This window comes from Microbaculum marinum, from assembly GCF_037855135.1.
In the GTDB taxonomy this organism is placed as follows: Bacteria; Pseudomonadota; Alphaproteobacteria; order Rhizobiales; family Tepidamorphaceae; genus Microbaculum; species Microbaculum marinum.
On record NZ_JAZHOF010000007.1, the window covers coordinates 334,376 to 355,808 of the forward strand.

Below are 21,433 nucleotides of genomic sequence, written 5' to 3' on the forward strand. Positions count from 1 at the left end.
GCACCGCCCGCGACATCGCCTGCCGCAGCCGCGTCATCGCGCAGCGAAAGACGCCGCCGCGCTCCCATTCGCGCGCACGGCGTGGCGGTCAGCCGCTCGAAGCGACGTTTGGCGGCGGCGGCAAGCGCCTGCAGTCGTTCGGTGCTGCGAGACCCTGGATGCGGCCTTGCATCCATTCGACCGCCGTCGGCGCACTGACCGCCGCGGCGCGATCGTGATTGACGCCAGGCAGCCAGTCGAAGCGCACCGGCGTGCCCGTCTCGCAGAGCGACTTGGCGAACTGGAAAGTGACCTGCGGCCGAACCGTTTCGTCGGCTGTTCCCTGCGCCAGGAAGACCGGCGCACCCGCCGGCGCCCCGCCGGTGGCATTTTGAGCCAGAAGCGTCTTCCAGGGCTCGATCTCGGTCACGTCGCCGTGCAGGAAATTGGTGTTGATCCTGCTCTCGAGCCTGGCAACGGCCAGATCCTCTCCCAGGTTCTCGATGCAGTCGGCGGAGATCGCATCGACGGTGGGCTTGGCGGCCGGATCGAGCACCGGTCCCAGCGGCGCATCGTAGACCCTGTTCCACGACCACAGCGCATAGGCCGTCAGCACCTTGCCGCCCTTTGTCCCGATATCGTCGCGCAGGAGCTGCGCCAGGTCGGTCGCCGGTGCGGCCGCGGCCACGCCGGCGAGTTTCAGGTCCGGTGCGTAGGTCCGGGCGAGCTGGCCGGCATAAAGCGATGCCTGGCCGCCCTGGGAATGTCCCCAGACCGCGAAGGTGCCGCTCGCCTGCGCCTCGGCCAGATTGCGGGCGGCGCGCACCGAGTCGAGCACGGCCCGCCCTTCGCTGACCCCCACCAGATAGGGATGCGTGCCGGGCGTCCCGAGCCCCGGATAGTCGGTGGCGGCGACGACGTAGCCGAGAGCAAGCATCTCCGGCAGCCCCTGGATCTGCTTGAAGACATTGGGCGTAAGGGTCGGCGCGCACCGGTTGGCCACCCCCGTCGTCGGATGTGCCCAGGCGATCACCGGGCGGCCGCCATCGGGGACGACGCCTTCCGGCACCACGACGATTCCGGACACCGCGATAGGCTCGTCTTTCAGGCCGGTTGATCGGTAGAGCACGCGATAGGCGGAGGTTCCCGCCGGCGCGCCGGCCATCTGCTCGCTGCGGAGGATCGTGCCGGGTGCGCCGCCGATACGATCGGCTGCGATCCTGTAGAACGAGCCCGGCTCCATGGGCTCGAGCGCAGTGGTACATCCGGTTATCGCCAGCAGCGTCGCCGCGAGGCTCGCCGTGGCCACACGGACACCGCGGGACGCCGTTTCCCCGATCGCCATTGCCTCAATCTCCCCGCGCCTGGTCCCGTCCCTCAAACCTAGCCGCCTCGGGGCCGCTTAGATAGACGCGCTCAGAACGTCTCGACCCACGGCCGCAATTCGACCTCCCAGCTCCATGCGCTGCGCGGCTGCTTGAGAACGTGCAGATAGGACGCCGCGATGGCATCCGGGTCGAGCAGCGCATCGGGCCTGTGCGGATCCGCGGGCCGGCGTTCGCTTCGGATACCGCCGTCGATGACGAAATGACCCACGTGTACCCCTTTCGGCGCGAGTTCCCGGGCCATGCTCTGTGCGAGACCGCGCAGCGCGAACTTGCCCATGGCGAATGGAGCGGATCCGGCGTAACCCTTCACGCTGGCCGATGCTCCGGTGAACAGGATCGCCCCCTCGCCGCGAGGTATCATGCGCCGTGCAGCCTGCTGCCCCACCAGAAATCCGGCGAAGGCGGACACGCGCAATGTCTTCTCGACCTCCGCTGGATCCAGATCCACCAAAGCTCCGCGGGCGCGTGCGCTTGCGTTGAACACCACCACCTCGAGTTCGCCCGCGAGACGGTCGACCGCCTCGAACAGTCTCGCCACGTCGTCGGCATCCGATGCGTCGCAGGTGAACGCAGTGGCACCCGTCTCGTCGCACAGTGCGGCCAGCTTGTCGGTCGATCGCGCCGCCAGTGCGATGCGATACCCGTCTTTCGCGAGCGCCCGCGCCAGGGAGGCACTCAGGCCCGATCCTGCTCCGACGATCAGTGCGACGCCCTTGCCTCCAGCCATTTCTGCCCTCCCGCATGGCCGGCACACTGCTTTGGCCTACATTCCCGCCGGCGCAGGTGGTAAGTGTCGCCGCGAGGATCCGGGTCAATGTCCATCGGGGGGAAACTGAAATGAAGGCAGCCTATTATGAAGCGAACGGCGCGGCCGCCGATGTCCTGAAGATCGGTGAGGTCGACACGCCGGAGCCGGGCCCTGGCGAAGTGCGGGTGAAGATCGCCGCTTCCGGCGTCAATCCTTCCGACGTCAAGACACGCGCCGGCCGCACCCGCAAGATCGCCTTTCCGCGCGTCATTCCGCATTCCGACGGCGCCGGCACCATCGACGAGGTCGGAGAAGGTGTTTCCGCCGATCGGCTGGGCGAGCGGGTGTGGATCTGGAATGGCCAGTGGAAGCGCCCGTTCGGCACCGCGGCCGAATATGTGACGTTGCCGGAGGATATGGCCGTTACGCTGCCCGGCGATACCAGCTTCGAAGTCGGCGCGTGCCTGGGAATTCCGGCGCTCACGGCCGTGCAGGCCGTCGCCTACGCGCAGGCGGAGCCGGGCATGACCATTCTAGTTCCCGGTGGAGCGGGTGCGGTGGCGAATTACGCCATCCAGTTCGCCAAGGCACGCGGCGCCCGCGTGTTCACGACCGTGTCGTCGCCGGAAAAGGCGGAGATGGCCAGGAAGGCCGGCGCCGACGAAGCCATCGACTACAAGCGCGAGGACGTCGCTGCGCGGATCCGCGACCTGACGATGCAGATGGGCGTCGACGCGATCATCGATCTCGACCTGAACGCCAACGCCTCGTTGATCCCGAACGTGCTGAAACCCCGCGGCTCGGTAGTCATCTACGGCGTCGGCCCGGAGGTCACGATTCCGGGATCCTTCTCGCTCCAGAACACGATCCGCTACCAGTTCTTCCTGGTCTACGAACTCAACGAGGCCGAACGCGCCGCCGGAATTGCCGCCATCACCGAGATGCTGGCAGCGGGGAAGCTCGTTCACCATCTCGGCCCCGAATTCGGACTCGACGATATCGTCGCCGCGCACGAGGCGATGGAGGCGGCGGCCGTCGGCAAGATCATCGTGCGGCCCTGACGAGCACCCCGCCGGTCAACGGTCCGGGCACGCCGGTGGTCGTAGGATAGGACAGCGGCAGGCCGCGGAGCGAGCGTACTGCGAGATAGGCGAAGGCCTGCGCCTCGACATGGTCTCCCAACCAGCCGATATCCGTGCCGGTCGTCACCGGAGCGTCGACACGGGCAGCGAGCATTGCCAGGATCGTCGGATTGCGGGCGCCGCCTCCGACGACGATCCACTGGCGGACGGGTTCGGCGAACCACTCCGCAGATCGCGCCCCCGAAGCCGCGGTGAAGGCGGCGAGCGTCGCCGCCCCGTCCTCCACCCCGAGGCCCTCCAGCAGGGCGATATCGAAGTCGTTGCGATCGAGCGACTTCGGCGGCCTTGCGTCGAAATACGGGTTGCCCATCAGTCGGGCGAGGATCGCATTGTCGACGGTGCCCGCAGCGGCGAGCCGGCCGTCTTCGTCGAAGGACCTGCCGGCGGTCTTCTGCACCCAGTCGTCGAGCAGGGCGTTGCCCGGGCCGGTATCGAAAGCCATGGGATCACCGTCGCCGACCCATGTGACGTTGCCCACGCCGCCGAGATTGAGGATCGCAATCGGGGTCCGAAGCCCGGTCCGCGCCGCGAGCGCCTTGTGGAACACCGGCACGAAAGGAGCCCCCTGCCCCCCAGCCGCCACGTCGGCGGCGCGCAGGTCGTAGACGACATCGATGCCGAGCCGGTCCGCTAGGCCCTGCCCGTCACCCAGCTGCACCGTGAGTTGCCGCTCCGGACGGTGCAGGATCGTCTGGCCGTGAAATCCGACGACGTCGACCGAAGCCGCTTCGATGCCGTTGTCGCGCAGGAACGTCTCGACCGCCTCGCCGTGCGCCTCCGTCACGACGCGCTCCGCTTCGCCGATCACACCGCCGCGGCCGGTTCGATGGGTCATGCCACGGGCCTCGCTCACCGCAGCCGCAATCGTCTGTCGCTCCGCCGGCAGATAGGGTCTCGAACTGGTCGGGCCGAATGCCGTGATGTCCACGCCGTCGGTCTCGATCAGCGCCACGTCGACACCGTCCATCGAGGTGCCGCTCATCAATCCGACTGCGGTCAGCGCTTCCGTCATCGGGTCGCCTCTGTTAGACGATCCCGGCCGTCGCAGGCATCGTCGTTGTTTACTGGCAGCCGGGATAACCAGACGCCATGAGTGGCTTCAAGTCCGATTTTCTCCGCATTCTCGACGAACGCGGCTTCATCCATCAGTGCTCCGACGCTGCAGACCTCGATCGCATGGCCTCCGAAGGCCGGATAACCGCCTATGTCGGCTACGACTGCACCGGACCCTCGCTGCATGTCGGCCACCTGCTGTCGATCATGATGCTGCGCTGGTTCCAGAAGACCGGGCACAAGCCGATCACCCTGATGGGCGGCGGCACGACGCGCGTCGGGGATCCGTCGGGCAAGGACGAGACCCGGCGTCTGCTGACCTACGACCAGATCGAGGACAACAAGCAAAGCCTGAAGGAGGTCTTCTCCCGCTTTGTCGACTACGGAGAGAACGAAACCGGTGCGGTGATGCCGGACAACGCGGAGTGGCTGGCGCCGCTGAACTACATCGACTTCCTGCGCGATGTCGGACGCCACTTCTCCGTCAACCGCATGCTGAGCTTCGATTCGGTGAAGATGCGACTCGACCGCGAGCACGAGCTCAGCTTCCTGGAATTCAACTACATGATCCTGCAGGCCTACGACTTCGTCGAGCTCAACCGGCGCTACGGCTGCGAGCTGCAGATGGGCGGCTCGGATCAGTGGGGCAACATCATCAACGGCATCGATCTTGGCCGTCGCATGGGAACGGGCCAGCTCTACGCGCTGACCTGCCCGCTGCTGACCACCTCCTCCGGCGCCAAGATGGGCAAGACCGCCGCCGGCGCCGTCTGGTTGAAGTCCGACATGCTGAGCCCTTGGGACTACTGGCAGTTCTGGCGCAACACCGAGGACGGTGACGTGGGCCGGTTCCTGAAGCTGTTCACCGAACTGCCGCTTGGCGAGATCGCCCGCCTGGAAGCGCTCGGCGGTTCGGAAATCAACGAAGCCAAGAAAGTGCTCGCCAACGAGGCGACCGCATTGCTGCACGGCCGCGCGGCGGCCGAACAGGCGGCCGACACGGCGCGGCGCACGTTCGAAGAAGGCGCGCTCGCCGCGTCCCTGCCGACGGTCGAGATATCTGCCGCCGAAATCACCGAGGGAATTGGCGTTCTCGCCGCCTTCGTGGCCGGAGGGCTTGCGGCATCCAATGGTGAAGTCCGCCGCGCCGTAGCCAACAATGCGATCCGCGTGAACGACCGGCCGGTCACCGATCCCGCCGCGACGCTCGGCGCCGCCGATGTCGGGCCCGAGGGCGTGATCAAGCTTTCGTTCGGCCGCAAGAAGCACGTCCTCTTGCGGCCCGTATAGGCTCGCCGTTCAGCGTATCGGACTTGCGGGGTCGAGGACCGGCGCGCGATTGCCGGGCGTGTACGCCTTGGGATTGTCCATGCCGAGGATGTATCGGAACACGCCAGGCGCCACCACGGAGATCGGATTGATCGTCAGGACCGGCGATTTCGTGGAGCCCGACAGCGAGTAGGTGATGCCGAGCAGCCCCTCGTTCTTCTTGCCGCCGAGCAGCGGACCAAGAAACAGCGGCAACTGCCCGAAGAGATTGTTCAGCGCATAGAGCGGCACGTAGGTGCCGTGCAGGGCGATCCGCCCGGACTCGAAATCGATGGTGCCCTCGACGGTCGCGCCGACCGCGAGACCGCGCAGCACGCCGTTGCTGACCCGCATTCCCTGCTTGTCGTGCTCGAAGTCGGCGGTCAGCCGGTCGAAGCCGACATCGGTGGCATTGACCCGTTGCGGGACGCCGGGTGACGGGCTGGTCCGCGATGAGGGAGCCGCGGCGGCCTTTTGCTCGCCGTCCTCTATGAGCCGGGCCAGCGACGGATCGCCGGCGATCCGGAAGTGATTGATGTCGATCGAGCCCGCAAGCGGCGCCGCGGCTCCTCGACGCGAGGCGGTCAGTTGCAGTTCACCGCCGCGCAGATGGGGATAGTAGCCAGTCCATGCGAGAACGCCGCCGGCATCGGACGATTTGATCGACAGGTCGGCGTTGTCGCCGTCGTCGGAGTATCGCACGGTCACCGGCACCGAACTCGCGGTCATGGCGCTGACGTCGACGCGCCGCGTCGCGTTCCCGACCCGTGTCATCGCACCCTGCAGCCCGGACAGCGTCGCTCCCCCCACGCCGATCGCCTTGTCCACGTCGATCGCGATCCGCATCTCCGCGCCGTCTGCGTCTGAATCCGCTTCTGCAACATCGGAGGCATTTGCCAGTACGTCCCGCAGGTCCAGTGACTTTCCCTCGAGTGTGAAGCTGCGAACGCCCGATTCGGTACGGCCGGAAACGGAAACGTCGGTACCGCGCGGCGTGCGCAGGACCGGAAGCGAGAGGCTGATCAGCGTGCCGCCCTTGCCGAATTCCGCCGATCCCTCGACGCGCATCGATTCCGACACCACCTTCAGTTCACTCAGCGTCGTGGCGCCGCCCGATTGGGTGAGCTGGAAATTGGCCTTGGCGGATTCGCCTGCCGGTTTCTCGAGGCCGAGCGCCGGGAACGAGATGGTCGCATCCGTCAGATCGGTTTCGATCGACTGCGTCGTCCCGTCGGCGGTCGCCTTGACGTCGGACACCGTCGCGACGATCGGCCCGCTCAGGATCGAATCGAGCGGCATTCCCAACCGCTCGCGCGCTTCCTCGTCGAGCGTCATGGTCATCGACCTGGCACCCGGCTCTCCGGACGCATCGATGGAATCTTCCATGAAGATGTCGGCGCGAACGCCCTCCACCAGGGCATCGCCGTCGATCGTGACGCGTCCGTCGGCGACCACGACGTCGATGTCGCCATCCTCGATCTGCCGGGCGCCGGCGAATTCCTCCGCGCCGAAGTTGTCGATGTCGCCATCTGCGGAGAGCGTGACGTCGGAAAACCGCAACCCTTCGATCAACGGCATTTCAAGACGAAACGTGACTTCGCCTTCGCCCTGGAATCCTTCGATGTCCATGTTGCGGCGCTTTGCGAGTTCGACCGGGGGATAGTCCAGCAGGCGGAGGATGTCGGATACGCTGCCCTGCAGATCGACGTCGAAGATGCCGGTGGACGGCTTCGCCGGGATGTCGGGGATGAAGAAACGCGCGTCGGTGACGTCGATCGAGCGGTTGTCGGGAAGGTCGATGCGGGCCGGCCCGAGCGGGCGGGCGAGAAATTCCAGCGCGTCCACGCTGCCTTCGAGATCGACATCGCGCACCGGCGGCATCTGCTTGAGAAACCGTAGGACCGCGTCGTCGATCTTGAAGTCGATCCTGAACGACTCGCGCGGCAGCGGCACCTTGCGGATCGCTGCGGCGATGTCGCCTGGCGCAATGTCGACGTTGACGCGTCCTTCGACGATGTCGCCATCAAGGGCGTTCTTTACGAACCAGCGGCGCGCCTTGTCGGCCAGGAACGGCGGCCAGACCCTTTTCAGCGAGTCCACAGATGTCGGCGTCAGCGTGCCCGCCAGCTTGACGCCCGGAGACTCCCCTTCGCCGCCGACGAAACCGACGAATGAGCCCGCGGTTCCTGCACCGACCAGGTCCAGCCTGGAGATGTGCAGAAACTTCTGCTTGGTAACGAAGAAGGCTTCAAGCGTCGCCGAATCGTAACTGGCCGGAACCCCCGTATCGGGATCGTCAAGTACGATGTCTCGGAACTCGAGCCTGAGCGGCAACGTCCCGTAGCTGAAATCCCCACGGCTCGGGACCGCGATCTGGCCGCTGACGGTTCCCCGGCTGTTGCCGACCAGTATCCGGGACGGCCGGATGTCGACCACACCGGTCGCGTAGTTCCAGTCGAAGGCGATGTCCACCTCGTCGACCAGGCGGCGGACGTCGCCCATGCCGAAAAAGCCCGCGCCGATTGCCAGATCGGCGGACAACTGATCGAACTGTCCGTCCGGGGCGATATTGGACCGAAACGACCCGGAGATCGGCCCCGTCACCACGATTTGCGTTGCGCCGGGCATTAGTGGCGTCAGATCGGTGGCGGACAGGTTGGCAAACTCGCCATTCAGTTCGAAATGCCCCGATTCGCGCCGCAGTTCACCTTCCAGAGCGGGCGAGCCCGCTTCCCGGCCGATCGCCGCATTGAAGGCCACGACGCCGGCGGCATCGCCGCGGTAGAGACCAACGTCGACGTTCTTGACCGTCCCCGACGTGCCGTCCGCATGATCGATCCTGACCTTCGCGTCGCGCGCTCCGAGCGAGTGCAGCCCTCGTCCCCCGGCTTCCCCCGGCTCGTCGAGCAGCGCGAAAAGCACGGCGAATGCCGCCACCGGATTGACCCGCCGGGCCCCCGGGTCCGGATCCCTGTATGGTTCTTCCGGGTCGCCGGCTTCCAGGTGCAGACGCCCCCCCTCGTCGACGAGACGTATGGACGGCTCGATGAGCCACACGCTCCGTGGCGCGAAATTGCCGACGAACAGGCCGCCTGCCGACAATCCGATGGCCGCACGCGGCGCGGCGAAGACACGCGCTCCATCCGGGCCCGTGACCGATATGTCGCGCAGCCGGAGCAGCACGTCGCCAGTTTCGGTGTCCCTCTCGATGACCGTATCGGAAATCCGTGCGGTGAACTCCGGGGGCAACTGCCGCTGCACGGCCTCGACGATGCGCGGCGTCAGGAAACTGACCGAAAGGGGCCCCTGCGACAGCCGGAACACCAGCGCACCGAGCGCGACGATGACGACGACTGCCAGGACGCCCAGACCCGTGGCGACGCGCATCCACATGCGCCGCTTCGCCGCAAGGCGGCGAAGCCGCCCGCGCAGCGGACCCAGCCCACCTGCGGCCAGGCGGGACAATGTCCTGCGCGGTCGAAGGGAGTGAGTCGGATCTGACGTCATCGGCCGTGTATTGTCTCAGGTTCGGGAATCGTCGACGTCCGTCGGCAGGTCCGTCGCTGCAGCCCGAGTGAGGATTGCCGAGTGAACACTACCGCACCTGCGGGCCGGGCGACATGCCGCCTGCAGGTGGTACCGCGGGATGGCAGTGAGTAGCCCGACGCCCGAACCCCTGTATGTACGTTTCATGCAACTCGAATCTCGACGAAAGAAAGGCAGATTATGACACAGGGTCGTGAATCATGAGTGAGGAGATCTGTGAAGGCAGCGCGGCGCCGGACTTCGATCTGCCGACGGACGGCGGCGGCAAATTGTGCTTGTCTGATCTGCGCGGACACGCAGTCGTCCTTTACTTTTACCCGAAGGACGACACCACCGGCTGCACGCGCGAGGCGATCGACTTCTCAAGGCTGAAGGACGATTTCGAGAAGGCCGGCGCCGTCGTGGTGGGAGTGTCACCGGATTCCCCCGTCCGGCACGACCGGTTCCGCGCCAAGCACGGCCTGTCGGTGATGCTCGCCTCCGACGAGACGAAGGACGTGCTGCAGGCCTATGGCGTGTGGAAGGAAAAGAGCATGTACGGGCGCAAGTTCATGGGCGTCGAGCGCTCCACCTTCCTCATCGACAACGCGGGAACGGTGCGCCAAGTATGGAGAAAGGTTAAGGTTTCGGGGCATGCAGAGGCGGTCCTAAGAGTCGCCCAATCGCTTGGTTCATGAGTGCTGTTTCACCGATTTATCGGAAAATAATCGGAATGAAAAAACCCCGACGCCGTGAAGCGCCGGGGTTGGGTGCCGCCGAGATGCCCCTGCGGCCGGGCTTGGGGGATCGACCGCAGGGGCCGCGCGCCACTTCGCGGGTAAGCGCGCGCCTTCATCCATCATAGCGATTCGGGTCATTCCGTGGCGGCATTCGTCTCTCTCAACCACGGGCCAATCGCTTCCGCCGTCGTGGCGCACCCGATCCCCAGCCGAATCGCGGGGCCGATCGACTTCACTCGCCAATCTCTAGGCCCGTAGGTCTGACAGACCAGCAGCGAGGCTCCCAATAGGCGATTGCCGGCCCTCAGGAGCCCGCAGGCGAGCATGGTCCGGATCAGGCGCATAATAGCTTCGCCTCTGCCTTTTCGGCGCGCTCCAGCGTATCGTGAAGCTCGCTGAGGCTGCATTTCAGCATCCCCAGCACGAGGCAGACCGAACTGATCTGCTGTGTGGCCCCGTCCGGCAGGTCGCACCGGTTCTCGAATTGAGAAAGCGCGGTCCGGCAGACGTCCACCATGGCCATGGTCTCGTAACTGAGTTCGATATCGGGAGGAGTGATCAGCGGGTAGCGGTTCATTTCCTGTCCCCCATGTGTGTGACGATGTCGTCGTTCTCGGCGGGGTGGATCTCGCCGGACAACATTGCGAGTGCTTCGCCGATTTCCTCGGCAAGACAGATCATCGGCGAGACCTCGCTGAAAGTTCGCGAGTTGTGACCATGCCCCGCGATTGCTAACGCCAGAACTCGGGCGCGATCGACAAGGTCATCAAGCCGTTCGGCGGTGTGCAGTGTGTCGAGGGTCGAATTCGTCATGACGCCCCCCCGAACATCGCGTGCATGTCGCGCAGAGTACTTTCGGCGATATCTTGGTCGGCCAGACTGTCGGTCTCCATCCGCTTTATTACGAAGACCACCTTGGCCATGATGCCGGGCAGTGTCTTCGCGGGGGTATTGGCAATCTGATCTTCTATTTCAGCCCGCCTGTCGCAAAGTCGGTCCCACTCGCGGCCAAGTTCGTCGCAGCGGGCTTGCAAGGGGTGCGGTGTCTGATCCCAGCACGCGAACGCTGCCACCAGTTCATCGGCGCGAGCCTGCGCCTCCGGCCACGGCTCTTGCACGAGCTCGACCAGATATCCGGGATTGGTAAGGGCGGTCACTGGCTCGACATCGTGTCGGATCGCCATCGGCGCTTCGGGGTGACTTTGATTGTTGCGAACCAGTGTGCGCGCCCTACGGCGCGGCCCACGCAAACGCTCGACATCCTTCTCAGTGTAATGCCCACGAAAGCGGGCTCCGGCGCTGTGATCGTCCAGGCACAAACTGGCGTCGCCGTCACGCCACCGCAAAGCATCGGGCATGACGGCTGCATCCGCGTGGATCTGCTGCACCAATGCGTCCTCGGCTTCGCCGACCTGATCGGCCTTCGCTCCTATCTCCCGCCACTTGTTGAACAGATCGAAAAGGGCCGCATCGTCGCCGACTGATGCGACGGCGGGAAGTGCGGCGGGTGCGGGAGTCGGGACAGCTACAAGCGCCACAGGCGCGGCTGCAAGGCCCGTGACGGCGGCACGGCGGGTCATTGAAGTAGACATGCGTCTTTCCTCCAGGTTGATGCCGGAGGGACTCGCGCCGCGTCGTGTTTTTGGTATTGATGGATTCGGTCATCGATCGCCCTCATCCGGCGTTTCGGTGGCAAGTGCCGGTCGGGAGCGCCAACTCCCGATCGGTGCGCTTATCGTGCGCCTCACGACCGATGATTGCAAGCGTCGGATTTGCTCGGAGATTTCAATGGCTGATCAATCGCACAAAAATGCATTGGAAGCTTGGAGCCTAGCGGCGACCGAGCACAAGCGTGCGATCGAGGCACTTCTCAATCAGGCACGTGCGGATGGGAGGTTGGAAATAACGGCGGAAACCGAAGAGTACGCCCGCCGCGCGGAGGAAGCTGGAAGGAAGGCTAAGGCCGCCTGGGAGCGCTTGCGAGCGACCTCTGCCGACCCCGACTGACCCCCCGTCCTCAATTCGCAGAAACGCGCAACTCCGGCCTTTGCCGGCGCGGTGCGCCGTCGGAAGCGGTTTCGGCTGCAACAGCACTCGTCTACCTGTGGCCCGCCGGAACGGGCAGGCCGGAATTGTCGCAGCTTGGCGACAATTCCGGCTTCAGTCGCGTCAACTCATTGCTTGGCCTGTCCCGGAACGACCGCCTTCTTGGATGTGATCACCCCGGGCGTTGTGGGCGCAGGAAGTTCCAAGAATTCCTTGGCTGGCACTTTGCTGATCTCCCCCGCGAGGGCTGCCGTGGTGCATGTCGTTCCAGAAGTGTTGATAGAGTCTCCGGCCTTACACCAGCATGCGTAAGAAGTGCTGCCCGCATAAGTCCTGTATCCGCAGGTGGATGCGTAAGTTTCTGCTATCGCAACGCCCGTAAAGGCGCCCGATATCGCGATGGCTGATGCAATCAACGTAAACATTTTCTTCGACATGTCTTTCTCCTTTGACCGATCAGGCTCCTCCTAAAGCAGGCGGCTCAATCCTGATAACGGACATTCTATGGTGAGGAAGTGAACGGCCCCTGATACTTACGTTCATCTATAGTTCACCGCCAATCTTACATCTATGGAATTCGCACGCGGTCCTGGGATCGAAGGGGGCATGTCTGAACCGGCAGGCACTGGTTTGCAGCGATTCCGGAGGCACTACCCGATCAATTCCACAAGGCACGCCGGCAGCGCTTCCGGCGCAGGCCTACCGATCCATCCACCGGCTCTTGACCGCGCCGGGCTTCCCGATCCCGGCTTCAAGGCGGCGCTGCTCGGCTTCCTTGCGGTCCCGTTCGGCCTCGTGGTCGACTGGCGGAGCCTTCAGGGCGCGGCGGACGGTACGCTGGGAAAGGCCGGTCTGCTCGGCAATCTTCGTGGCGATGCCTTTGTTGCCGCGCCCCGGACCAGCTTGGCCCGGCTGCCCCGCCTCATCAAAACGGGACAAGTTGTCCTGTTATTTGGAATCCGCCACCCTGCTTGGCTCAAGAACCTGCTCCGCTTTTGCCTTGGCCTCGACGCGGTATCGACGGCCTTGACAGCGAGCTTTGCCGATCGCGTAGTTTCTCGGGATGCCAGAGCATCCGACACCCCCACCTCCCCCTCCCCTACGCATGAAATGGCGCCATACGTGGCCGGAGCGCGGCGACCGCGGCAGCAGAAACGTTGACGGTCCTTAGAGCTCAAGTCTGATCGTCGATAGAGGCGCCGGGAGCGTTCTTCTTTATGGATTCGATAGCGCCCGTGGCGGACGCTTTCGCCTTGTACCCCTCCGAGGAGAACATGATTTCGCCATTGGACGCGCGGAAACGAAAGCGATATTCCCCAGCCCTATCCTTGTAGATTTCGAACTTGTACATCGGCGTATGCCCCTCTTGTTGACCGTGATCCCAAGTGATGGTGGCGCTCGCCGGGACGAAATGCAAGCATCGCCACCAGTCCCCTCCCACGTCTACCCGTTACACGCGCAGCCTTTTCCTTTATGGCATGCCTTGTCGCGAGATATGCAGCTGTCGCCGCATGCCTTGCCGGTGCGGCAGATCTTGCAGCACCCTTGGACAGGGATTGGTGTGAGCAACGGTCGGACCACGCTACCCTTCGGAGGTGATGAAATAGTCTGGGCTAGAACGGGGTGCGTAAATGCGAAGACTGTGAACACGACGCAGAGCAGTTTGAATGATCTCATCGTTCCCCACTGCCTCATTTTATCGGTGGCCCCCACCGACGATCTTACCGCCACCGCGGCGCGCGCCACCCGGCTTCTAGCGCTTCGCCTTCTGAACAGAACCAGCGTTCGCCCTTGCCGGTGTCGATCTTCGTCCGCGAGTACCAGGGCGACCATGGCGGATGATAGATCCGGCCATTGCTCGAAATATTGCCCTTGATCGGACAGCCCTCGGGAGCCTCCTGCTCGGCAACAGCCCACCTCTGGGCACGGTACTCCCAGGGAGGCATCGTCGGCGCCTGCCACACGCCTAGGGCGGCAGCGCGGGCCTTCTCTTCCGCCGGCACATAGTCCGAAGCGTACTTGACGAATGCCCAGGCGTGGCCGTCCGAAACCATCCGCTCATTGACGTTGACGCCATCGACTTTGCAGACCCCCAGCAGCCGATCGAAATCGTCCTTGCCGCGGATCTCGCACGTCACCTCCTCATCCTCGACCAGGACGGCCATCGCCTCGGTGGCTGCCGTTCCGCACTCCCATGTGCCGCTGCCCGCCTCGGCACACTTCTGACCCGCTTCGGGGGCATCGATGCCGTACAGGCGCACCGAGACGCCAGCGACCTCGATCGTGTCGCCGTCAATGACTGCGGCTGTGCCGGCGAGCGTATCGGCACGCGCAATCGTAGCGACGGCAACCAAAGCCAAGGTGCAGAAGACAAGCCTCATCGGACGGCCTGTGTAGCTGTATCGAGTTCCTGAAGCGCCACGGCGATCAGGTAGCTGACCAGATCCAGCCCAAGCTCATCGGCCTCGGCTTGGCTGGTGGTCAGTCTCTGCCTGAGTGCCTGGAGCCGTTCGGACCGTCCCGCCATATCCATCGAACCTGTAGAAGGTGATTGCGTCATCGCGCCGTGGTTGCGATAGTTCCCTTAGGGCAACATTGCCGCCAGTTGAACGGCGGACACAGGGGGCAAATGTACAGGATATTCTTCGGCCCGCGTATGGCCGCACTCGCGTTTGCCGCCGCCGCCTCAAGTTGTGCGCCACCACCGTCGCCCCCGAGTCCCATTCAATTGTCGCCGGTCACACTGTCCGCAAAGCAAGTGGCGATCGTGCAGTCCGATACCAGGAAACGCCTGAAAGATCCGGAGTCGGCACGCTTCGGTGTCTTCGCGGCAGGGGCGGACCAGAATGGTCAAATCAGCGTTTGCGGATACCTGAACGCGAAGAACAGCTTCGGCGGGTACATCGGCGAAAAGCCATTTGCGGGAACACTGACGAGCGAGGGCTTCTTTCTGATCGGTTTCGGCGACAATGACAACGACTTGGCAGCCGTCACCGCGTTTTGCCGGCGCAGGAGCCTGATGCTGTGAGGGACAATCCGTGCGACTGATATTGGTCCTCGCCATCGCGGGGGCGTTGGTCGGCTGTGCCGCGAGTCCAAACTCGATCGCGCCGGCCTATGTGCCGGAGATGAGCTATGAAGGCATCACTTGCGAGCAGATCGGATCGGAACTCCGGCTGATCGAGGCGAAGCTCATCACGCTGTCAGACATGCAGAGCCAGCGCCGGGCGGCGGATGCCACCATGCTCATCCTGATTGGCGTCAGCCCGTCGCTATTCGATTCGCCGGCCGCGCGGGAAGCCGAAATCGCCCGACTGAAAGGTGCTTCAGAAACACTTCGACGAAAAGCGGCGGTCATGATCTGCGAAGTACCGCCTATCCCCGAAGACTTGTTGCCGCCGCAGCCTTCTCAGCCCCCGCTCGTTGCGACGGACGTGGCAGCGCAATAGCCGGACGGGTTTCAAATTGGAGCCGGCTGCCTGATCCATCTCAATCGCGCAACTCCGCTCCGGCGGGGTCCGTGCGCGCATACCGAGAATCGACTTCCACCTGATCGCCGTGATCTACTCTCTGACACTAAGTCACCAGGAGGGGGCAATGTTATTGGACGAGCAGTACCGCGATTTGCTCCAAAGGAGGCAGCTGGTGGTTTCTAAGGCTGTCGAAGAAGGTCGGCCGTACACCCTAGAGGAAGTGCAAACTCTGGCGTCGTTGGAGGGCGCCCTGTCGGCTATGGAGGCGGTCGCTGCTTCGACGGCGGAAGCAGTAGATGGTGCAGCCGGAAGATCTGATCTAGATCTTCGCCTTGCTGAAAAGGCGCACGACAAGCACTTCAGTTTTGTGTTGCACATGAACCAATCAGTGCTCGATACAGCGCTAAATGCACTGAAGAGTGCTGCATTGATCAATGGTGGCGCGGCGGTCGCTACACTAGCCTTTTTAGGAGCGCTTGCGAACCGGAAGGTCGGCCTTGGCAATGGGAGTGAAAACGCCCTTTTTGTGTTGTTTCTGTTTTCAGGGGGCGTGCTGTCGGCTGCAGTCGGATCCGGTGCTGCATATTTGACGCAGTATTTTTATGGGGCGGCGTCCAACGGAGCGTTGTTAATTTGGGATCACCCTTATATCAAGAAAAAAGAATGCTCTGGTGCATACAATTATCTTGGAAAATCATTTCACGTATTGGCCGTTTTTCTAACGATCTCGTGCTATATACTGTTTGCATATGGCGTATACGAAATGGCGAAAACCGTTCGTCTGCTATTATAGACCGATCTTGATTTTCATTCTGCGGTTGCGAGATTTTCGTACCATACAGTTCCGTGCTCGCTGAGCCGCCGGGTGCGCTATTCATCGTCGTCGCCGAAGCCCAATTCTTCGACAATCCGTGTTGCCTCGTCATAGTCCGCCTGGATTGCTTTCACGGCTTCGGCGATCTCGGCATCGGTCGCGTCCGGGACCAGCAGACGAACGTCGGCCTTGATGAAGTCGCTATGCTCGGCGACGATCTCGCCCGATTGCATTCGGTGCTTTCTGAACGACGCCAGCCAGGCCTTGGCGATGGTCGCCTTTCGGATGCGAGCCCGCGCGACGTCGTAGGGGTTGTTTTCCTGAGTCGTCATCTATCGGCCTCTCATCTGTCCCTCCCGGATCGCCGGGATCATTTCATGACGCCTGAAGGTGCTGACGCGCTGGTTTGCGATCCGAACCGCAACGGGCACCGCCGCCTGCTGCGCTACATTCACCACGTAGGGTTGGAACATATCACCCGGCTCGGTTCCGATGGTAATGTGTATGTTCGACGGTCCGCCGCCACCGCCCGCCGCGACCTTGGACATGGCCGCGTTGGACATGACTTCCACGCCGCCCCCGGGCTTCGCGAAGATGGGCTCCGGACCCTTCTCGCCGGTCATGGCCCATGTGCCGGAGGGAACCGTGCCGCCGCCGGCAAATCCGCCGGAGAATGCCCCGATCAGCGAAGACAAGAATCCTCCCATCGGCGTGCTGCCGAGCGTTGAATTGAGGATCTTCGCCTGAATGATCGCTGCGATCAGTTGCACGACAAGGCGCGCAAGCTGCGCCTCCATGTCTTCGGCATCCGCGTTGATGATCGAGAACGCATTGCCGATGGCGTCGCCGAATTGAGACGACACGTCATTGAGCATTTGCTGGCGCCGCGCGACGTCCTCGATGTGCTGGGCAGCGTCCGCGTATTCGCTGGAAAGCTGATCGATGTGCTCCAGCAGTTGGGGGGTGATCTCCAGCCCCGCGGCCTCGGCAGCGTTCAACAGTTCCCGCGCCGCCCGCGCCTGCTCTATAGCGAAGGCCGATTCTCCGTAGACCTCGGCCTCCAGCCGCAGGGCGTCGGTGCGGCGTTTGATCCATTCAACCTCCTGGGCGAACGTGTCGATCTTCGAGGCGCTGCCGCCGGTCTTCGTGTCGTCCTCCGGTGGTGGCGGCACGATCGGATCGCCGGTCGGCGATGGTGTGTTCTGATTGATCTGGCCAAGCCGGTTCAACAGCGCGCTATACTGCTGATCGATTTCGCCGATCCGCCTTGCGATGGCGTCCAGGCCCCGCTCCGCTACCGGGTCGATTCGGCCGCCCGGACCGCGCGGCATCCGCTCCAGGCGTTCGCGCTCGGCGTTCAGGACGTCGCGCTCCCGGTTCAGGGTTTCCAGTTGCGCGCCGATAACCTGGGGATTTGTCTGGTTCTCCAGGCTTCGGAATTTCTCCAGGAGCTGGTCAACGGCGTCCACGGCCTGCAGGATCGCCGTTTTGAAGTTGGTTCCGACTTGCTTCGTCAGGGTGGCAAAACGGTCGTCGACGCGCTCGGCAGCGCGGACAAGGCTTTCATCCAGGACGACGCCCGCCTTGCGCGCCGCTTCGCGCATCTGGTCCAGCCCGGCCGAACCGTTGCGCAGCATGTTGACCATAGACACGCCTTCGGAGTCGAAAAGCTTGAAGGCGAGCCGAACCCGCGTTGCAGGATCCTCGATCCGCTGCAATGCGTCGGCGACGTCGCCTAGCAATGCCTCAGTAGGGCGGACGTTGCCCTCCTGGTCCCGTAGCGCTATCCCTAGCTCCTGGAGCGCCGCCTTGGCCTCCCCGGTGCCCTGTGCGGCCTCGGCAGCACGTCGCGTGAAGCGCTGCAACGCCATGTCGAAGGTCTCTTGCGAGATGCCGGCAAGTTCCGCCGCGTACCGGTATTCCTGAAGCGCTTCGATGCCAACGCCAAGCTTGTCGGCGACCTTGCCGAGATTCGAGGACTCCGCGACGATCTCCCGGACCGTGCGCGCGATCTGAGCAGCGCCGAGCACGCCCGCCGCCGCCGCCACGCCGCGCCCCATTGATACGAAGTTCGCCTGTATCTTCTTGTTCATGGTGGCGAAGCGGGTTTCAATCGCCCGGGCCGAGCGGTTGGTTTCTCCGCGCGCCTTCGCCATCGCCCTCTCAAAATGCGCAATTCGCCCTTCAAGCTGGACGACGAGTCTTTCGGTGTCAGTTGCCATTGGTGATCAATCCCACGGCCGGCGGCCGGGCCGGTGATCCTGCTCGATGACGCCGGCGCGCTCCGGTCGGATGCGCGCCTGCGGCGTCAGTCGCAGCTTCGTCGACAGACTCGCTATCAATCGCGCTTCCCGGTCCGCCATCCGTTGGAGCCGTTCGTACCGCTCCGGCCCACCGTCGACGCCAAACCATTCAGCCTTGAACCGGTTCGTCTCGTAGGCGATGACGCCCGCGCGGCTGACAGCCTTGACCAGTTCCACTAATACCGGCAACGCTTCGGTCGGCATCATCGCCGCCGGTGCTGCGTCGATCAGCGATCTCCAGATTGCCTGCTGCTCGTCGGTCAAGTGTTCCGGGGCTTCGTGCCGCGCGGTCCGGCTGACGTTTGCCAGGTCGGCGATGGTCCGGCCCGCCTGCGTCTCGAATGCCGCTGCTGATTTACGACCGCGTTTCATCAAAATTCCTCAGATTTAGAACAAGTGTGCTTCCCGCGCCGGTCCCGCTGTCGAAGCTCGTAGCGATTTGAAGGGCCCCCTCCCCTGCACCTCTGCGATTTCAGTCAGCAGCCCGTGCCGGAGGGCCGTCTCGGGATGCATGGGTCGCTCGTCTTTGAACTGCGCTTCGAAGAACGCACGCCGGCCGCCGGTGCGCCGTGCAAACAAGTTTATGAGCCTGCGCTGCTCGTCCCGCAGATGCGCAGCCGTCTCGGCGTATCGCTCGGCGGTCCAGCGCCTCGCCCCGGTGGGTAGTGGGACTTCTATCCCATGCAGCATCACCGTGGCGTCCGGTGGTGCAATACGCTCGTCCCCTGCGAGGAGGATGATGGTCGCCGCTGATGCGCATGTATCGGTAACTCGCACCGTCACTCGCGCCCTATGCCGGACCAATGCGTCATAGATGGCCTGGGCTTCGTGCACCGACCCGCCGGTACTGTTCAGCCGCACGACGATCTGACTCGCGTACTTATTGCTGGCGAGCGTGGCCTTAACCGCAGATGCTCGAATACTCTGCCCCAACCTGTCGGTAGAGCCGATTGGACCACTTAGCGTCAGATGCAGGGTATCCAGCGCGCGCGTCGGCTTGGTGTCGACCATGCGGCTTACGATCGAGCGGGCCATTTCTCGGCGCGGGTAGTATTTCGTCATTGGCCCGCGCGCCTGTAGCTGCGGACCCTGAGACGCATATCGCCAGTCTCGCCTTTGACGTCCAACTCGACTGTCACGTCGTCGGCGTCCCGAACCGCTGCGACGCTGGCGACCACGACATCCCGGAGCGCTTCCGGCGCGGTCCGCCCTGCTTCGGGGCGCATCCTTTCAATCAATTCGACCGCCACTGCCCGGCGGGGACGATCGGGCGCGCTCGCGGTTGCGAGGGGAACGATTTCAGTCTCAGTCACGCGGCACCTCGCGAAAAAAGTGCCCTGCCGATCAACGTCGCTGGAAATCGGCAGGGCACGGCGCGGCGGAAGGAAACCCATGCGGGGAAAGGAACGCCGGCCGATTTCATGATTAAACGGATCCCGCCAATCGACGGGCAACGACTTCGATCGACCCGAGTCCTACCTGGGGCAGACGCTCATCGGGGCCGCCGCTGCGGCGAATTTCGTCAGCAGCGGCATTGAGGTTGGCGACGGCGGCGCGGATTTCGGACAATGCGGAAAGCAGGCGGCTCGCCTCGCCCTCTCGATAGCGCTTCAGTGCGGCCACCACCTTCGGCGCCCGCACTTCGCGCAACTCCATTGCGCTGTTGCGGAGCCGGCGAACGTCGTCTTCAGCCCGCCGCAGTTCCTCCTCGGCGACGGATATCCGACCGGCGCGACCTGGGGCGGTTTCGGGGGTATTGACGAGAATTACCAACTGGTCGTGAAGCTGCTTCCGCTTCTCCCGCGCATCCCTTAGCTGGGCTTCCGCCGTGCGGTGCTCGCCAGTCATCGGCGCACGGGCCGCGACAATCGCCGCCGGGCTCGGTACGTCCAGGTCCACCGCCTCACCTTCAGTCTTTACCGCCATCAACATCGGCGCCGCTCCTTTGTTCGGTCCCTTGAATGACTAGCATGCTCCGGTTCGCCGAGGCCGTTATGCGTCACGTTCGACAATCCAATCGGCGAGCAACTGCTCGATCGCTTCCGCAATCGCGACCCGATCGTCCTCGTCCCAAGCCCCCAGCCGACCCGCCTCGATCAGCGCTTCAGTCAGGGCGAACTCGTCAATTTTGACTGGCAGTACGCAAAAACCGGCCTTCCGCAGTTCCCGATACCGGCGTTGACGTTCGGCCGGCGTCGCCATCATGACGACGCCGACAAGCTCCGCATCGGAGGGAAACAGTCGAGTATTCATTGCAGCGGCTCTTCGCGCGGAACCGGCCAGGGACCAGACGGCGACGGCCCCGGGTCCAGTAGCGAGCTGTAGTGCGTAGGTGATTGCCACCGCACGGAATCGCAACCGGCAGCCGAAGCCCTAATCCGATCGCGCGAGTGCATCGACGTCCGGGAGCGAGGCGCACGACGCCGGACAGCATCGTCGAGGATCGCCAGCGCTAGCGCCCTTGCTAGCAAACGCGCCTCGGGTGCCCTCGATATGTCGTCCGCCGTCTCGACCAGGGCGGCCAAGTCATTGGGCAGATTGAATACGGCGTCGATATCGGCGCGGACGACCCGCAACCGGCCTTCGGATTGGCCGACATGAAGCCCGACGCCCCGGTATTCGCCTTCGGTGGGGATGCAATCGGTCATGACGCCTTGCCGCCCTTCAGCAGCCTCAGCGCGCGGGCGGTAACGGCATCGGGTTTGCCGTCGCTCGCGCGCTCGTGCGCCATAAGCGCCTTACATGCCTGGACGCGAGCCGTCGCCGGTGTCTCGGGATTGGCAGCGATTTGACGCAGCGCCGCCAGCGCATCGAACTTGGGCTTCTTCATGTTGGTCTCCGGTTTTTTTCAGGTTGCGCGCGGAAAATCTGTCGGTGCTGGGGGCGCGGGTCCGGGCAAGGCGAGGGTTGCAAG

The 21,433-nt window shown here is 63.9% G+C and carries 25 protein-coding genes; 8 read left to right on the forward strand and 17 right to left on the reverse strand.

Annotation, left to right across the window (positions count from 1 at the left end; translation table 11 throughout):
• Positions 1 to 88: 88 nt before the first annotated feature.
• Positions 89 to 1,324, reverse strand: coding sequence for a lipase family protein (locus V3328_RS18270; RefSeq protein WP_340331132.1), 1,236 nt, complete (start codon positions 1,322 to 1,324; stop codon positions 89 to 91).
• Between the two features lie 71 nt (positions 1,325 to 1,395).
• Complete coding sequence (locus V3328_RS18275; protein ID WP_340331133.1) at positions 1,396 to 2,094, reverse strand: SDR family NAD(P)-dependent oxidoreductase; 699 nt, start codon at positions 2,092 to 2,094, stop codon at positions 1,396 to 1,398.
• Between the two features lie 110 nt (positions 2,095 to 2,204).
• Between V3328_RS18275 and V3328_RS18280 the strand changes: the two genes are divergently transcribed.
• Positions 2,205 to 3,176, forward strand: coding sequence for an NADPH:quinone reductase (locus tag V3328_RS18280; protein WP_340331134.1), 972 nt, complete (start codon positions 2,205 to 2,207; stop codon positions 3,174 to 3,176).
• Here V3328_RS18280 and V3328_RS18285 read toward each other — a convergent pair.
• Positions 3,160 to 4,269, reverse strand: a complete 1,110-nt coding sequence (locus tag V3328_RS18285) for an anhydro-N-acetylmuramic acid kinase (RefSeq protein ID WP_340331135.1) — start codon at positions 4,267 to 4,269, stop codon at positions 3,160 to 3,162. The two genes, V3328_RS18280 and V3328_RS18285, sit on opposite strands and share 17 nt — an antisense overlap.
• Before the next feature lie 77 nt (positions 4,270 to 4,346).
• Here V3328_RS18285 and tyrS point away from each other — a divergent pair, with 77 nt between their 5' ends.
• The gene (tyrS, locus tag V3328_RS18290) at positions 4,347 to 5,600 is read left to right on the forward strand and encodes a tyrosine--tRNA ligase (RefSeq protein WP_340331136.1); all 1,254 of its coding nucleotides are present in this window, start codon (positions 4,347 to 4,349) and stop codon (positions 5,598 to 5,600) included.
• Positions 5,601 to 5,609: 9 nt separating this feature from the next.
• Here tyrS and V3328_RS18295 read toward each other — a convergent pair whose 3' ends face one another.
• Positions 5,610 to 9,011: a YhdP family protein gene (locus V3328_RS18295; RefSeq protein ID WP_340331137.1), complete on the reverse strand. Its 3,402-nt coding sequence runs from the start codon at positions 9,009 to 9,011 to the stop codon at positions 5,610 to 5,612.
• Between the two features lie 353 nt (positions 9,012 to 9,364).
• Between V3328_RS18295 and V3328_RS18300 the strand changes: the two genes are divergently transcribed.
• A complete protein-coding gene (locus V3328_RS18300; RefSeq protein ID WP_340331138.1) occupies positions 9,365 to 9,841 on the forward strand; it encodes a peroxiredoxin in 477 nt (158 codons plus the stop codon).
• Between the two features lie 376 nt (positions 9,842 to 10,217).
• Here V3328_RS18300 and V3328_RS18305 read toward each other — a convergent pair whose 3' ends face one another.
• Genes V3328_RS18305 through V3328_RS18315 form a run of 3 tightly spaced genes read right to left on the reverse strand, consistent with a single transcriptional unit; the run spans position 10,218 to position 11,475 of the window.
• On the reverse strand, positions 10,218 to 10,460 hold the full coding sequence (locus V3328_RS18305) for a hypothetical protein (RefSeq protein WP_340331139.1): 243 nt from the start codon (positions 10,458 to 10,460) through the stop codon (positions 10,218 to 10,220).
• Positions 10,457 to 10,696 (reverse strand): hypothetical protein, encoded by a 240-nt coding sequence (locus V3328_RS18310; protein ID WP_340331140.1) that lies wholly within the window; start codon positions 10,694 to 10,696, stop codon positions 10,457 to 10,459. Before V3328_RS18310 ends, V3328_RS18305 begins: the two co-directional genes overlap by 4 nt.
• Positions 10,693 to 11,475 (reverse strand): hypothetical protein, encoded by a 783-nt coding sequence (locus V3328_RS18315; protein WP_340331141.1) that lies wholly within the window; start codon positions 11,473 to 11,475, stop codon positions 10,693 to 10,695. Before V3328_RS18315 ends, V3328_RS18310 begins: the two co-directional genes overlap by 4 nt.
• Positions 11,476 to 11,671: 196 nt before the next feature.
• Between V3328_RS18315 and V3328_RS18320 the strand changes: the two genes are divergently transcribed.
• A complete protein-coding gene (locus V3328_RS18320) occupies positions 11,672 to 11,890 on the forward strand; it encodes a hypothetical protein (protein WP_340331142.1) in 219 nt (72 codons plus the stop codon).
• 167 nt (positions 11,891 to 12,057) lie between these two features.
• Here V3328_RS18320 and V3328_RS18325 read toward each other — a convergent pair whose 3' ends face one another.
• A complete protein-coding gene (locus V3328_RS18325; RefSeq protein WP_340331143.1) occupies positions 12,058 to 12,366 on the reverse strand; it encodes a hypothetical protein in 309 nt (102 codons plus the stop codon).
• Between the two features lie 169 nt (positions 12,367 to 12,535).
• On the opposite strand from V3328_RS18325, the gene V3328_RS18330 reads away from it, so the two are divergent.
• Positions 12,536 to 13,090 (forward strand): hypothetical protein, encoded by a 555-nt coding sequence (locus V3328_RS18330; RefSeq protein WP_340331144.1) that lies wholly within the window; start codon positions 12,536 to 12,538, stop codon positions 13,088 to 13,090.
• 13 nt (positions 13,091 to 13,103) lie between these two features.
• Here the strand turns inward: V3328_RS18330 and V3328_RS18335 are convergent, their stop codons facing one another.
• Positions 13,104 to 13,280: a YegP family protein gene (locus tag V3328_RS18335; RefSeq protein ID WP_340331193.1), complete on the reverse strand. Its 177-nt coding sequence runs from the start codon at positions 13,278 to 13,280 to the stop codon at positions 13,104 to 13,106.
• 370 nt (positions 13,281 to 13,650) lie between these two features.
• Positions 13,651 to 14,310, reverse strand: a complete 660-nt coding sequence (locus V3328_RS18340) for a thermonuclease family protein (protein ID WP_340331145.1) — start codon at positions 14,308 to 14,310, stop codon at positions 13,651 to 13,653.
• Between the two features lie 248 nt (positions 14,311 to 14,558).
• Between V3328_RS18340 and V3328_RS18345 the strand changes: the two genes are divergently transcribed.
• The 3 genes from V3328_RS18345 to V3328_RS18355 all read left to right on the forward strand — a co-directional run bounded on the left by V3328_RS18345 (position 14,559) and on the right by V3328_RS18355 (position 16,195).
• A complete protein-coding gene (locus tag V3328_RS18345) occupies positions 14,559 to 14,957 on the forward strand; it encodes a hypothetical protein (protein ID WP_340331146.1) in 399 nt (132 codons plus the stop codon).
• 10 nt (positions 14,958 to 14,967) lie between these two features.
• Complete coding sequence (locus tag V3328_RS18350) at positions 14,968 to 15,378, forward strand: hypothetical protein (RefSeq protein ID WP_340331148.1); 411 nt, start codon at positions 14,968 to 14,970, stop codon at positions 15,376 to 15,378.
• Between the two features lie 148 nt (positions 15,379 to 15,526).
• Positions 15,527 to 16,195, forward strand: a complete 669-nt coding sequence (locus V3328_RS18355; RefSeq protein WP_340331149.1) for a hypothetical protein — start codon at positions 15,527 to 15,529, stop codon at positions 16,193 to 16,195.
• Between the two features lie 77 nt (positions 16,196 to 16,272).
• On the opposite strand, the gene V3328_RS18360 is transcribed toward V3328_RS18355, so the two are convergent.
• The 7 genes from V3328_RS18360 to V3328_RS18390 form a co-directional block, all read right to left on the reverse strand.
• Entirely contained in the window at positions 16,273 to 16,548 is a 276-nt protein-coding gene (locus tag V3328_RS18360) for a hypothetical protein (protein ID WP_340331150.1), read from the reverse strand.
• Positions 16,549 to 18,438, reverse strand: a complete 1,890-nt coding sequence (locus V3328_RS18365; protein WP_340331151.1) for a phage tail tape measure protein — start codon at positions 18,436 to 18,438, stop codon at positions 16,549 to 16,551.
• 6 nt (positions 18,439 to 18,444) lie between these two features.
• Positions 18,445 to 18,894: a hypothetical protein gene (locus V3328_RS18370; protein WP_340331152.1), complete on the reverse strand. Its 450-nt coding sequence runs from the start codon at positions 18,892 to 18,894 to the stop codon at positions 18,445 to 18,447.
• Between the two features lie 12 nt (positions 18,895 to 18,906).
• Complete coding sequence (locus tag V3328_RS18375; protein WP_340331153.1) at positions 18,907 to 19,581, reverse strand: Clp protease ClpP; 675 nt, start codon at positions 19,579 to 19,581, stop codon at positions 18,907 to 18,909.
• Between the two features lie 363 nt (positions 19,582 to 19,944).
• On the reverse strand, positions 19,945 to 20,451 hold the full coding sequence (locus V3328_RS18380; RefSeq protein WP_340331154.1) for a hypothetical protein: 507 nt from the start codon (positions 20,449 to 20,451) through the stop codon (positions 19,945 to 19,947).
• Between the two features lie 60 nt (positions 20,452 to 20,511).
• Entirely contained in the window at positions 20,512 to 20,772 is a 261-nt protein-coding gene (locus tag V3328_RS18385) for a hypothetical protein (protein WP_340331155.1), read from the reverse strand.
• Between the two features lie 391 nt (positions 20,773 to 21,163).
• Positions 21,164 to 21,349: a hypothetical protein gene (locus V3328_RS18390; RefSeq protein ID WP_340331156.1), complete on the reverse strand. Its 186-nt coding sequence runs from the start codon at positions 21,347 to 21,349 to the stop codon at positions 21,164 to 21,166.
• Positions 21,350 to 21,433: the final 84 nt, after the last annotated feature.